Annotated in this window: 8 protein-coding genes; 2 read left to right on the top strand and 6 right to left on the bottom strand. The window is 43.3% G+C overall.

Annotated features, from left to right (window positions below; genetic code table 11):
• Positions 1 to 14: 14 nt before the first annotated feature.
• From H4W00_RS02875 to recG, 4 genes are all read right to left on the bottom strand, one after another.
• On the bottom strand, positions 15 to 3,143 hold the full coding sequence (locus H4W00_RS02875) for an efflux RND transporter permease subunit (protein WP_209956149.1): 3,129 nt from the start codon (positions 3,141 to 3,143) through the stop codon (positions 15 to 17).
• Entirely contained in the window at positions 3,140 to 4,489 is a 1,350-nt protein-coding gene (locus H4W00_RS02870; protein ID WP_209956148.1) for an efflux RND transporter periplasmic adaptor subunit, read from the bottom strand. The genes H4W00_RS02875 and H4W00_RS02870 overlap by 4 nt, the downstream gene beginning before the upstream one ends.
• A gap of 792 nt (positions 4,490 to 5,281) precedes the next feature.
• A complete protein-coding gene (locus H4W00_RS02865; protein ID WP_209956147.1) occupies positions 5,282 to 6,310 on the bottom strand; it encodes an OmpW/AlkL family protein in 1,029 nt (342 codons plus the stop codon).
• 1,035 nt (positions 6,311 to 7,345) lie between these two features.
• Entirely contained in the window at positions 7,346 to 9,778 is a 2,433-nt protein-coding gene (gene recG / locus H4W00_RS02860) for an ATP-dependent DNA helicase RecG (RefSeq protein WP_209956146.1), read from the bottom strand.
• A 362-nt stretch (positions 9,779 to 10,140) separates the two neighbouring features.
• Between recG and H4W00_RS02855 the strand changes: the two genes are divergently transcribed.
• Positions 10,141 to 11,163 carry a patatin-like phospholipase family protein gene (locus tag H4W00_RS02855; protein WP_209956145.1) on the top strand — a complete coding sequence of 341 codons (1,023 nt, stop codon included), beginning with the start codon at positions 10,141 to 10,143 and terminating at the stop codon, positions 11,161 to 11,163.
• A gap of 244 nt (positions 11,164 to 11,407) precedes the next feature.
• Here the strand turns inward: H4W00_RS02855 and H4W00_RS02850 are convergent, their stop codons facing one another.
• Positions 11,408 to 11,992: a hypothetical protein gene (locus tag H4W00_RS02850; RefSeq protein ID WP_209956144.1), complete on the bottom strand. Its 585-nt coding sequence runs from the start codon at positions 11,990 to 11,992 to the stop codon at positions 11,408 to 11,410.
• 422 nt (positions 11,993 to 12,414) lie between these two features.
• Here H4W00_RS02850 and argA point away from each other — a divergent pair, with 422 nt between their 5' ends.
• Positions 12,415 to 13,737 (top strand): amino-acid N-acetyltransferase, encoded by a 1,323-nt coding sequence (gene argA / locus H4W00_RS02845; RefSeq protein WP_209956143.1) that lies wholly within the window; start codon positions 12,415 to 12,417, stop codon positions 13,735 to 13,737.
• A gap of 142 nt (positions 13,738 to 13,879) precedes the next feature.
• Here the strand turns inward: argA and H4W00_RS02840 are convergent, their stop codons facing one another.
• The gene (locus H4W00_RS02840) at positions 13,880 to 14,617 is read right to left on the bottom strand and encodes an FKBP-type peptidyl-prolyl cis-trans isomerase (protein WP_209956142.1); all 738 of its coding nucleotides are present in this window, start codon (positions 14,615 to 14,617) and stop codon (positions 13,880 to 13,882) included.
• Positions 14,618 to 15,034 lie beyond the last annotated feature (417 nt).

Genomic DNA, 15,034 nt, shown 5'->3' with positions numbered 1-15,034 from the left:
GTGCACTTCATTTGTTAATCTAAGTTTTGTAACTCATCAGCCACTGGACGATCTTCATCATGGTCCTTACCATGCGGAATAAGCCATTTAGCAAACCATGACGAGACATCATCCATCAAGGTATAAACCACTGGTATCACGACTAAACTTAACAAGGTTGACGTCACCAAACCGCCCAACACCGCTGCTGCCATCGGCCGCCTGAACGTAGGATCAACGTCACCCCAGCCAAATACTAGCGGTAACATGCCAGCGCCCATTGCAATAGTGGTCATAATAATAGGACGAGCACGCTTACGGCACGAATCAACAATGGCTTCAAATCTTTCCATTCCACGACGTTGAGCGATCAGCGCATAATCCACCAGCAAGATAGAATTTTTGGTAGCGATACCCATCAGCATAATAAAACCAATCATCGAGGGCATAGACAAGCTACTATTAGTGATCACCAAGCCAGCAAACGCCCCACCTATCGACAACGGTAAAGCCATAAGAATCGTAAAAGGCTGTAATAGTCGTCCAAAAAGTAGAATCAACACCCCTAAAATACAGATCACACCTACTGACATGGCGATGACAAAGCCACTGAATAGCTCAGACATATTCTCTGCTTGACCTTGATTTATCACCGTAATCGAAGCGGGAAGGTTCTGCATAGTAGGAGAGTTTTCGACCGCCTGTACCAGCTCGCCAAGCTCGCCGTTCGCAGGCTGCACGGTAATGCTAATAGAGCGCTCACGATCTAGTCTGCTTATTCGCGCAGGTCCAGTACCGAACTCTAGAGTCGCCACCTCACCTACTCGAACCCCTTGTCCTGCCGGTCGCGCACTAGGAACATATAGGCCTTCTAACTGATTCACACTTTGTTTGGCCACATCAGGCAGTCGTACCACAATTGGAATTTGCCGAGTGTCAAGATTAAGCTTAGATAGGCGTTGCTCATAGTCGCCGACCGTTGCAATTCTTAAAGTGGTGGCAATATCTTGAGTGGTCACCCCTTTATCCGCCATCGCCAGTCTATCAGGAGTTACGGTCAGCTCTTGGCGCGGTAAGCTACGATCACTAGTCACATCGCCGGCCATTGGTAACGCGCGAATGTCCGCCATAATTTGTTGGGCAGTTTGTTCAAGTGTGTCTGGGCTGGTACTGGTCAAGGAGAAGTTATAGCCGGTTTCGCCACCGCTTGATAGCCCAACGGTAAAGCGGGCGCTCGGTACCCCTGCTAGTATGGCACTGATTTTTCGTTCAATGTCTTGCTTAGAACTGCGCTCCGCTCTCGGCGCCAACACAATGTCGAGACTAGCAGTATTTTTTGCTGTACCACCTCCGGAGCTGGCATTAGGGCCCGTGGACGTTTGCGCTTGACCAACGGCACTAAAAATATTTATCACATCAGGTAAGGCTAAAATACGCTCGCTTGCCAACGCCGTGACTCGTTCTGTGTCCGCCAACTCAACATCAGGGGTCAGCTCAATCGCTACCCGGGTTTGGTCAATATCATTATCTGGAATAAATGCGGTTGGTAGCAGTTTGACTAGTGACAATGACGCCACAAACAATATCAAGGTAGCGCCCATCGTCAACCAACGATGATGCAGCGTCCACGACACTACCTTCAGATACCAGGTCATCAGCGCACCTTGTTTTTCAACATAGTGCTTTTCAGGGCGCAGAATATAGGCCGCCATCATGGGGGTAATGAGACGAGCGACTAGCAAAGAGGCAAAAATTGCCAGCGCCGCCGTCCAACCAAATTGTCGAAAGAACTGACCAACGATACCACCCATAAAGGCAGTGGGCAAAAATACCGCAATCAAGGTAAAGGTAGTCGCGATAACGGCTAGCCCAATTTCATCAGCGGCTTCCATCGCCGCTTGATAAGGCGTTTTGCCCATCCGCAGATGGCGCATGATATTTTCGACTTCAACAATGGCGTCATCAACCAGCACACCCACAACCAGCGATAATGCCAGTAGCGAAATAATATTGAGACTAAAATCAAATAAATACATGCCTAAAAAGGTAGGGATAATCGATAGGGGCAACGCAACGGCGGTGACAATGGTCGCGCGAATATTACGTAGGAATAAGAACACGACAATCACGGCTAAGATACCACCTTCAATCAGCATCTTTATCGATGCTTCATAATCTTCGGCTACTGGTGTTGCTCGGTCATAGACTTTTTCAACGGAAATATTACTCATATCTACGCTTAACTCTTCAAGCGCAGCATCAACCCGCTTGGTGACTTCAACTTCACTAGCACCGCGCGAGCGTGTAATATTAAAGGCGACTACCGTTTGCTCATTCAGTTTGGCGATAGAATTTGGATCAGCGGCGCCATCCGTTACTTGTGCCATACGCCCAAGCGCTTGCGTGCCGCCAGTAGGAACCGCAATTTGTAAATCATTCAGCTCACGGGCACGCTCAACGGCCCCTAATACGCGAATGGTCTGAGTGGTATTACCCACTTCAGCTTCACCGCCGGAGCTGTCTTGCTGAATACTAGCAACCTGCTGTGATAACTGAGCGATAGAAAACTGTAAACCGCTTAGCGTAATAGGGTCAGCAGCAATAGTAATCTGACGCTCAAGACCACCAATTCGACTGACCGATCCTACCCCTTGGATATCTGATAAACGCTTGGTGATGGTGTCGTCGACAAACCAGGATAAGTCTTCAACACTCATATTGTCAGCGCTCACAGAATAAGTAACGACTGGGAAGCCTGAGGTTGAGACTTTGGTAATAATAGGGTCATTAGCAGCAGCCGGTAGATCACCACGCACTTCTCCCACTGCAGAGCGCACATCATCGACTGCTTCTTGAATATCTTTGTCTAAGACAAACTCAGTGACAATAGTAGCCGCACCCGTTTGTAGCGTACTGCGAATATGCTTGATGCCATTAATACTGGTCAGCCGGTTTTCAATCTTTTTTGCCACGTCATTTTCAAGCTGAGCGGGGGCAGCACCCGGTAACGTTACCGTGACCACCACCGCTGGCAAGTCAATATCAGGGAATTGCTGAACTTTCATTTGCCGAAAACCAAACACGCCACCGAGTGTTAATAAGACAAATAATAAAATGGCAACTAACGGATTTCTAATTGAATAGGCTGATACATTTATATTCATGGCTGTCCCTGCGATTGTGCACCAGCGCCATTTGCTTTTGATTGTGCTGCTGAATTTGACGTTGTGTTTGCTGATTGCACTATATCAACGACCCGTACCAAATCACCATCATTCAAAAAGCTACCGCCTTGTTTAACCAGTCGGCTGTCCGCAGGTATGGGTTCTGTGACTGCCACGCCGTTACCATAACGGTCGCCAAGGGTCACTCGCTGCCGTTGAATACGACCGATAGCCTTACCATTTTGAGTACTAATATCAGTCACAAGCATCACATAATCATAACCGTCATTACTAACAATGGCGCTATTAGGTACGGTTTGGGTACTGGCACTGCCTAATAGGAATTCGCCTGCTTGATACATGCCTGCACGCGCACCTGAATTGGCTGCTAGACTGGCATGGATAGTGATTTGGCGATTGTTATCCGCGGTTGGCGCGATTCGTCGCACCACTCCCATGACTGATTGATTTCTTGGTAGGCTGACCTTAACAGGTGTACCCACTTGTACTTCACCGATAAGTTTGGGATCAATGTCTGCTTGCCATTCTAAGATACCGCCCTTAACAATGGTAAATAAAGGATCACTACCCGCAACCATCCCAACCTCAGCTAATTTTTCGCTAATGATGCCACTAACTGGAGCGACCAATTTGGCATTTTCCACCATTAAGCGCTGAGTATTAAGTCGCGCTTTGGATGCCTGTAATGAAGCGGCAGCACGTAATTCTGAAGTGCGATAGCGGTCAGCTTCTTGTTTACTGATCGCATCAATATCTAGTAAAGGTAGCACACGGGCAGCATCAGCGCTGGCATTGGCAAGAGTCGCTTCCGCTTCTGCCACATCCGCTTGCGCTTGCAAGACTTGCTGCTGCATAGCGTCAGTGTCGAATATCGCCAGTACTTGACCCGCTTTGACACGCTGGCCTTCTTCGACCAATATACGCTCAATCGTCACGCCATTAACTTTAGCGCCAACATTAGCGATATCTTTAGCACTAATTGTACCGTCGGCACTCAACGTATTACCGATATTACCTTGACTTGGCATCACCGTTTCCACTGACAATACCGCCTGTTCTGTATCAACAGCAGTACTACTACCGCTACTCTGTACACTTGAAGCGGCCGCTTGCTCATATTTAGAATCATTATTACCACCCCAATATTTACCGAGCAGCACACCAACAACTAACACGGCCACTAAGACTGGCAATAGCCACATAGGAAGCTTCGACGATGATTTATTAGTCGATGTATCGGGTTGACGATAGGGTGGTAGCTCAGCTTCAGGCGGCAATTTAGCATTGGACTCTTGCTTAGCATTAGGATCTCGGAAGTCGCTCATGGTCAGTCTCTATAGATAGGCACAATACTAAAAAGTGAAAGGCTTAAGATAACGATTTTAGAAAGTCGGTGACAGTAATAACGGTATATTGACACTCATTTAGCAACCACAATATCGATAAATAACATTGAATAGCGAAATTATAGGTCGTTCAAATAACAGGCAGTTAGCAGTCACTGTGCATCAAGGTTGTTATTGACAATAACAAGACAATCATAATAGGTAGTTTTTATCATAAAAGTTTGTGCCTATTGACCACTCTCTAACGCACTGTTTATTATCATAATAAAATATAAAGCAGTTGAGGATAGCATATATTCAGCCCTTATCTTGTCTTTAAACTTCATGCTTTTTGTCATTAACTATAGGGTGTGATAACGGTATCATAAGCCAAATTATTACTGCAAATCACTTATAAAAATAACTGGTAGTATCTACTCTTTTATATGAAAACTATCAAAAACGTGGTTCTATTGCTCAGTGTTATTTTACCTTGGACATCCTTACCCCATCCAAGCCGTACGCTGTAGCCCATGTAAAATACCTAGTATTAATATTAAGCTAAAATATTAAGCTAAAATATTAAGCTGACATTAATTGTTGAATTTTAGTCCTAAAATCGAAAGTGCCTTTGATTTTCAAATCAGCATACAGATGCCAGGCAAAGCCCATTGTAAAGATAAATACCAAATAATTGACAAAAAAAACGCACATCCTTGAGGATGTGCGTTTTTTTTATCTAGGCCTTAAAAAAGTATCAAAAGAACAGGAAAACTCATTCCAATAAAGAAACTAGTAGCGATACCCTAAACCAAAGTAACTAATGAACGGATCAATATCAACCACAGACTTCGATCGGAACAATTCCTCGCCTGCATCGTTGGTAGCAATGATAGTAGAGTTACTACTTAACTTAGCGTAAGACACAGAACCTACCGCAAAAAAACTCTCATTAAAATCGTAAGTAGCACCAATCGTAAAAATGGGTGCTATGTCTTCGCCTGCGGCAACATCGATCATAATGTCGCTATCAGAATCCTGACCCGCTAAAGCAGCCGCTAAGTTGCCATTGTTAAAATTTTGGACTCGATGCCCGTTGTCTTCTAAGTCTTCACGGATACCAGGATTTAGCTCGACACCGTTAAAGTAGGCGTAGATTACCCCAGCACCGACATAAGGACGGAACTTATTTACCCCAGTTTTACCGAATTGGTAATGCACTTCTGCCGCTGGTAACCAGGCACGAGCTCGGGCAGCTACCCCATCGCCCTGCTCTAAATCAGTAATGGGCTCATTTCTTATGAATTGGCGTTCGGGCAAATTTTGTCCTCCAACGCCAGCATTAACTGTACCAGTTATGGGCGTAAAAGCTTGTCCTACCCCTAAGATATTCACTTTTGGTGGAAAACCAGCTTTAGTCTCAATCGACCAATTATCAGTAATATGATAGTTAATTAATAAGCCTAGAGTGGTCGCATTATCCGCTTGAAGTCCAGTGTTTGGGCTAGTGAAGCTTTCTGCGCCGCCAAATGTCACTTCACCTCCTGCTAAGGTATTAACGAAATCAGCAATAGGACTAAAAGCACCTTGTAAAGCTTCGACCGGTAGATTATCGCTAGTAGAAACTGTAATATCCTCGATTGCTGAAGTGTTTCGCAGGGGATTAGGATCACCTTGCGGAGCGGCATGCAATACCCCAGCAGAGATCGAAAAACGCTTAAAGCTACCGTCAGTCTTAAAATAATCAAATCCGGCAAAAGCGGTTTGGCTGAATAACAACGGAACAGTAATAGTACAAACGAGGGTCAAAATCTTTTTCATGGGACATCCTTGTATGAAAATTCTATTAAGTAAATAGATAACAGCATGAATAGAACAGGCATCATTAAACAGATGACACGAGAGCTAGCCTATTAAACAGCGCAACCTTCTAACTTCCTGTTAGAATCTGTCACATTAATAAATACTGTAAGCTTCTAACGACGTCTATTTTTGGCAAAAGAGGAGATAGAAGCAAGATTTCTGTAAACCTTGAGTTACAAAATAAGTGCTTACGTATACAAAGTGTCACATTAGAATTATTAAATCAACATTAATCGATGAACTAGTAAGTAGATATTAAGAGTGCATCCTCTTATTATTCTAATTTTGAATTTAGAAGACACAAGTTTAGAGGCAAAATCTTAAAAATTTATTCAATATATATGACAATAGAGTTTGAATTTATTATAAATATCTATTGAAGATATAATAGCAACTCCATTTACTATCGCCGGAAACATTAGCTCTGAATGAAAGAGACTTAATATCTAAGTGAATTACCATATATTATAATCTATCAAAAATTCAATCAATTCATGAAGTAAGTGACTTGATTCATTTCCTAAATATCTAAGTATAACCATTTGATTTAATAACCATTTAAAATAATAATTAGACGACTAAAGTCTATTTTATATTTACTGTATTATTACTTGCAAAAGTACCAACCTAACGTAGGAGTAATAAAAGGGACACTGACAGTGTTTATAAGATAGAGGAGTTCAAACTTAAACCAGCTCAAGCAATAGAAATAACGGCTAGCTGTGCAAGCAGCAGCATCTGTTTGGCGGGGTATGATGGATATAAATGGTGAGAAAAAGATTTTGAATAACCGGGTTTCAAAGAGGTATTGAGTTGCGTGGCATTGAGTTGCGTGGTGTTAAGATGAATGATATTTACTGAGTGACATTAAGATAAAAGCAATCGCCAAGCCCTACTACAGTAAAGATTAGATAGAAAATCAGATAAATATTCAGCTGTAATAAATAGCGTAAAATAATTATCTATTAGCATTAAATATAACGAGGCTGTCTGTCATGCATTGGTATAGCGGCTGGCTTCAGGCATCCAACGATGGATAAGCTGACTTACATCTGCCTTTCGCGTAGGATCTTGAATTAAATGTTTCGCCAGACCTTGAGCAATAGCAAATAACTGCTCATCACGAATAAGGTCTGCCAAATAATAGCCAGCATTACCCGTTTGACGTTTACCCAATAATTCGCCAGGGCCACGCAGCTCTAAGTCCTTTTGGGCAATGACAAAACCATCGGTACTCTCACGCAGGACATTTAAACGTTCAGTGCCCGTTTCAGATAATGGAGTTTGATACAGTAGTACGCAGTAGCTCTTAGTTGAACCACGCCCTACTCGTCCACGCAATTGATGTAGCTGCGAGAGACCCAAACGTTCTGCGTTTTCAATCACCATTAGCGAGGCATTGGGCACGTCAACACCAACCTCAATGACGGTCGTGGCAATCAGCAAATCCAACAATCCTGCCTTAAAATCTTGCATCACTTGCTGCTTATCGATACCTTTCATTTTGCCATGTACTAGCCCAATGCGAATATTTAAACGCTCATTTAAATCTTCATAAGTGGCTTCAGCTGCTTGGGCATCAAGCACACTAGACTCTTCCACTAATGAGCAGACCCAATAAGCTTGTCTGCCCGCCTCGCAATTAATTGCAATCCGCTCAATCACCTCGTCGCGGCGATTACGGTCAATAGTTACCGTGGTAATCGGTGTACGCCCCGGTGGCAGCTCATCAATGATCGAGTTGTCCATATCACCATAAACACTCATCGCCAGCGTGCGCGGAATCGGAGTTGCAGTCATAACCAGCTGATGCGGTGTACTGCCAGCCACCCCTTTATTGGTCAACGCCATACGCTGCTCGACCCCAAAACGGTGCTGCTCATCAATAACGACTAGTCCCAATTTGGCAAACTGCACCTGCTCTTGAAATAGTGCATGGGTGCCGACCACCAATTGTACGGTATTTTCAGAAACAGCTTCTAGTGCTTCACGGCGCTGTTTAGCAGTTTGCTTACCAGCCAGCCAGCCCACGCCAACGCCTAACGGCTCAAACCATTGCTTAAAGTTTAATAAATGTTGTTCCGCTAGAATTTCTGTGGGTGCCATGATCGCGACCTGCCAGCCGCTATCGAGCGCATAGCCAGCAGCGCCCGCTGCGACCAAAGTTTTGCCGGCGCCCACATCCCCTTGCACCAATCTAAGCATGGGGATCGAGGTTGCCATATCAGCAGTGATATCTTTCATGACTCTTATCTGAGCTTTGGTTAAGTTAAACGGCAGGTTAGCAAATAACTGATCAGCAAGCGGACTATGGACAGCGCATTTTGGTGCTTTATGCTGATGTAGCTGCTGCCGACGATATAATAGGCTGAGTTGATGGGCAGTGAGCTCTTCAATAATCAAGCGCTGACAAGCAGCGTGGCTGCGCGCACTCAGTTGGGTTAACATTTTATATTGTTGACCCGCATCGGTATAAGTGGGCGGCGTATGTAATAATACTAGTGCCTCAAATATCGTCAAGTTATAAACGTTATGAGCTGCGATAGAATAGTTGGCAACCGCTGTATTGACCTTCGCTTTATCGTCATAAAGCTGATGGTTAGAAGATGAGTTGTTTGAAAACGGACTATCGGGTAGATTAACTTGGGTACTGTTTAGTTCGCTTTTTTTGTTTAAAGGGTTATCACTGTTGCTCGATAAACTACTTGGCACATTGTCCGGCACACTACGCGCGAGCATTGAAAAAATATCATCAGACTCTACAGCCTCCACGACTGACAGTTTTGGCGCCTCAAAAGGCGCTAGTGGCAGGTCAGCAACGGTGGCAAAATCATCCATCGTAAACAGGGTCATCGGTAAGCCCTGACTACGCACAGTCTGTAGCGCCATTTTTATCAAGGTACGTAGCTTGTTTTGGTGCAAGCCTTTTACAGAGGGGTAAATCGGTTGTAAGCCTGTATTAGTAACCGCTGCGCTATCGGTGAGCATTTGATATTCAGGATGATGCATCTGCTTACCATAGCGGCCAACTTTGACCTCACCAAACAGTTGTAGCTGTGTCCCCAAGCTCATGGTTTGCGCCAAGCCAGGATACACCTTAAAAAACCGCAACGATACGCTGCCAGTATCATCCTCTACTATGACTGTCATACCGCTGCGCTTATTATCGACATGCATAACGCGCCCAGTAATTAGCGCTGCCTGACCATGGGCTAGCTCTCCTATCGACACCAAACGGCTACGATCTTCATAAGCACGCGGCAAATGTAACAGCAAATCAAAAACCCGCGCAATACCCAATTGCATAAGCTGTTCTGCGACTTTTGGCCCCACACCTGCCAGCGCCGTCACAGGCATATCAAGCGCTGAGACAGGCTCGTTATTGATAGGGCGGGCTGATGACTGACTAATAACCGGTGTTGGCATTGATACATCCTAACAACATAGCTTTAGATTGAACATCTTGTAAGTTTTGGCTAACGAGACGCACTTCATTAAATTCATTTTCAAATAAAAAAATTCTGGTATGAGTTATTCTATAAAATCATAATAACCAATAAGCTATCAACAAGCTTCTATACTCATTATAACTGAGAAAAGTCTTTATTATGCCAAGCGATTTACCAGTACTGTATGCGCTGCATATCAGACAATTTTAGAGAGTTTTTATGCCAGAATACTGATTATTAACTAATAATTTATTTAACAAAATACGTTAGCGATGTAGCATATTTATATGGGCTTGGTTACGTTGGTAGATTTATATTTTTTTCTTATAAGGTCTGTTTATGTTCGCTAATTCTAATAAGCATCAGGCTAACCCTACCTTGATATCACAACTAAAGTTTTCATTGACAGCCATCAGTCGTGTCAGTTTTTTGGCCACGTTAAGTGTAGCCGTGAGCGCCTGTAATAGTATTACGCCAAAAACTACGCCCATAGCACCAGTGCCTAATGCTCCCATTGTCGCTCTAGTCTTAGGAGGTGGCGGTGCCAAGGGCTTTGCACATGTTGGCGTCATTAAAGCTTTAGAAGAAAATGGTATTACCCCAACACTGGTGGTTGGCACGAGTGTCGGTAGCTTAGTCGGTAGCTTGTATGCCAGTGGTTATACACCAGCGCAGTTAGAACAATTAGCGCTGACTACACCCGACAGTGCACTGACAGACTTCACCTTGTCCAACCAAGGTTTTATTGAAGGCATTAAACTTAAAAACTTCATTAACACTCATGTCGGTGGACGACCGATAGAAGCTTTTCCTATCGCCTTTGCAGCTATTGCTGCTGAAAAAAATACTTTAAAAAAAGCAGTCTTTACCAAAGGCAATGCGGGTCTGGCGGTCCAGGCATCTTGTAGTGTCCCGAATATATTCATTGCCCCGCGCATTCCTGAAAAAGGGGGTAAAAAATACGTTGACGGTGGCGTAGTCAGTTTAGTGCCTGTTGATAGTGCCCGTGCCTTGGGTGCTGACATTGTGATCGCTGTTGACGTTACTACCATTAACCCGTCGTCCGCGACTAGTAGTAAACTGCCTACTATCGGCTCATTGAGTAACTTTTGGGGCCTACTTGAGTATAACTTCATGACTAATATCGGCAACAACCTTACTAACAGCAGCAGCTCGTCAGCGCGTAATGAACGTCAGCGAGCTGATATTCTTATTACTCCGAACGTCAGTCATATCAGCTCATTAGACACCAGCCAGCGTCGCGCCTTAATTAATGCTGGGACACAAGCAACTGCTCCTCAAATAAATGCTATCAAACAACTTATTAAAGAAGAGTCTAACAGCAAATACGCTATTCTCTAGTAAGCTATGGTCATTATTTTTAAGCACCATAAATGCAGTGTGAGAAAGACAGGGTTTAACACACAGCTTTTTATTCACTTGTCGTGATTCTCACCTTACTGTAATTGTTAACGGGCTTTAGGAAATATCTGGTGATGCCAGCTTCCTATAATGAATTTTTACAACTGGGCACTTACTATTAAAAAAACACCGCAATTAGAAATTGCGGTGTTTTTGTATATGCTAAAAAGTAGCGAGAGCAGTTCTATTTAACTCGAGCACGATATTTAACCATAACGGTATCATTGAGACCAACCCCTTCAATATCCCAGCGGACCGCTTGATAATATTTTAAAGGAATATCTTGAAGTTGATTATTAATCTTGCCACGTAATGGCATACGGGCAAAAGTATTGCCGTCAGCACTACCGTACGGGAATTCAGGAGCGACATCACCAAGTAATTCAACTTGGTCAGGAATACTCATAGTGACCGTCATTTTACGAACCCGATCAACGTTCGTGTTCGTAAAATAGCCTTGATATTCTAGAACATTACCAGTCTGTAAACGCGTATTGGCATCGACCGGTACTAGCCGCTCTTGACCACTTGTATCCACACTAATAAGCGAAGCAGTAATTTTACTATTGACCGCTTGCACACTTGAGCGACTGTTATTGATACTCGACTGCATGTTAGATGAGCTATCGAGCGCAGGCTCTGGAGTCGGTAACATGGCTGAGGCTTGTGTGACTGCCATTACACCAACCAACGTGCCAGCAACAACGTGAAACAAGCGATGTCCGCTCCATGCGGTGAACGGATTAGCAAACTGGTTACTTTTTTTCATGATTTTCATTATTCCTAGTTAATGTATCGGTAAAACAAATTTGGCAGAACATCACTGTATTAGAACAATATCTGTTTAGATAAGTGCTAGATTAGCAGCTAGACTATAGACGGACTCTCATATAAATAACTCATGTAGATAAATAGTATGGACAAACCATCTCTATATACCGTTATATAACATAATATCTATTATCTTTATTAATCAACTTTTAGGCAGTAGCGCTTAGCATAGCAAAAAGTGTTTATTCGCACACTAACCCCGTGTTGCGGTTGTGTATATAGTCAAATTACTATAAATTTGCATTAATTTAACTAAAATAAAAAGATAGCTCATAACGGTGTTTTTTGCTATGGTAAATCTTTAGCGACAGGCATTTTTGTCTCGCCCCCTTTCTTATTCCGACTACTACTGTTCCCATTATGACTACTAGCGCCATGCCCCAAATTAACCCTGAATACGTTCATTGGTTCCGTAACTCTGCCCCTTATATCAACACCCATCGCGGTAAGACTTTCGTGATTATGTTTGGTGGCGAGGCGGTTAAGCATCCTAATTTTAGTACGCTTATCCATGACTTTGCCCTATTGCACAGCTTGGGTATTAAGCTGGTGTTAATACACGGTGCACGTCCACAAATTGAGAAGAACCTAAAAGAAGCGGGTATTACTTCGCCACTTCACCAAGATATTCGCGTCACCCCGCGTGAAGCCATGCCCTCTATTTTACAAGCGGTTGGTGCCATACGTTTACAGCTCGAAGCTCAACTATCAATGGGTTTGGCCAACTCACCAATGTACGGTTCACGTATTGATGCGGTCTCGGGCAACTTTGTCACCGCACGCCCCTACGGTATCCGTGATGGTGTCGATTATCAGATGACTGGTGACGTTCGGTCTATCGATGTTGATGCTATCAAAAATAACTTATTGCACAATCATATTGTTATCTTAGGTTCAATGGGCTACTCAGCAACTGGTGAGGTCTTTAACTTACTAGCCGAAGACGTGGCGCTTAGTGCTGCAATTGCACTCGGCGCGGATAAACTCATTCTGTTAGGTGAAGAGGCGGGTATCAATGACGATGATCGTTTGCTCCGCGAAATGATTCCCAATGAAGTCGACCGTTTCTTACGTGGACGTGACTTAAATTGTGAGATCAATTACTTCCTGCACTGTGCCAGCAGCGCCTGTCGTCAAGGTGTCCATCGTACTCACATCATCTCTTATGCTAAAGACGGTGCGCTATTAGAAGAGCTGTTCACTCGAGATGGTTCTGGAACGCTTATCAGTCATGATCCTTATGAAGAGATTCGCCGTGCTAATGTTGATGATGTAGTCGGACTTATTGAATTGTTATCGCCGCTCGAAGAGCAAGGTATTTTGGTCAGTCGCTCTCAAGAACGCTTGGAGCAAGAAATTGATAATTATAGTGTTATTGAGCGTGATGGTATGATTTTAGGCTGTGCGGCGCTATATCCATTAGACGCAAGTTCTGCAGAAGTGGCTTGTGTGGCAGTGCATCCAGAATATCGTAGCGGTAGCCGTGGCGCTGATCTGCTAGCATTTTTGGAGCAGCAAGCACGCAGTCATGGCTTGCATCAATTATTCGTGTTGACAACCCGTACCGCGCATTGGTTTGTTGAGCAAGGCTTTGCTGAGGTCGACGCTAGTGTCCTTCCTGAAGGACGTCAGCAAAAATACCACAACGGCCGCAACTCTAAAGTCTTTCAAAAAACCCTATAGGTATTATTTAGTACCTCGTATTATTTAATACCTCGTATTCTTTATTTTAAGCCTTTAGTAGTAAATATAAAAAAGCCCTCATACTTTATGCATGAGGGCTTTTTTTAATAGTTTTTAAGACTACTGTATTTATAACAGCGTTTTATTTCGCTTTTACTTTTAACAATTCAACCGTAAAGACTAGGGTACTGTTTGGCTCGATACCTGAGTTACCTGCTTCGCCATAAGCCATATCTGCTGGTATATAAAGCTCATATTTACCGCCTTCTTTCATCAGCTGTAGCCCTTCCGTCCAACCAGTAATCACTTGGTTTAATGGGAATTCAATCGGCTCACCGCGCTCATAAGAGCTATCAAACACTGTACCATCAAGTAATTTGCCTTCGTAATTGACTTCAACCACGTCTGTCGCTTTGGGCATTTTGCCCGTTCCAGCGGTTAGTACTTTATATTGCAAACCGGAAGCAGTGGTTTTCACGCCTTCTTTCTTGCCATTTTCTGCTAAGAATGCCGCGCCCTTGGTTTTGTTTGCTTCACCCTGCGCTTGCGTGTCTTTAACCATCTTTTCTTCTTGCTCTTTTTGATAGGCCATCAACACTTCTTGCATTTGTTCTTGGGTCAAGGCGGAATCGTTACCTTCGTAACCGTCGCGAAAGCCTTTTTCAAAGGTATCGAGATTTAAATCTGCAACCGCTTCTTTGTTTCCCTCTGCCATCATAAAGCCTAAGCTATAACCAACTTTTTCAGTCGCTGGACTTTGCTCAGTAACTGAGACACTTTGAGTAGCCGCTTCTTTGCTGCCATTATTAGTACTACAACCTGTTACTAATAACATAGCACCAGCTAACGCACTAACGGTCAAGGTGGTAATTTTTTTCATAGAATACTCTCGAGTGTTAAAAATAGTGGCGATATGTCGCCTGTTTGCCATGATAGCAAATCTTGTTTTTGTAGGCTACATTTACGATGAAATTATCAGACTAATGTACAAACTTTGTTAATATATACTATGAAAATAACAACTTATCACACAACTATAGCGATAAGTTAAGCTTCCTATCTTTAATCACCGCATTATATCAGCTAAGCTAATTCAATTAAGATCATGAGTAATCGCGCATAGTTTTTAACCAAAGGCTTACTATAATTTTCTTATCACTTGTATCGTAGAAGACAGTATAAATGACAACGGCATAGTAAATTATTAATTTTTCTTTGATATCTTGCTACGTCTTCTTACTTAGTCATGGTACTAATGAAACATTCTAACTAAAAATACTATACACAGCTATTTAAT

It is taken from the genome of Psychrobacter sp. PL19, assembly GCF_017875835.1.
Taxonomy (GTDB): Bacteria; Pseudomonadota; Gammaproteobacteria; order Pseudomonadales; family Moraxellaceae; genus Psychrobacter.
This window is presented reverse-complemented; position numbering and strand designations above follow the sequence as displayed.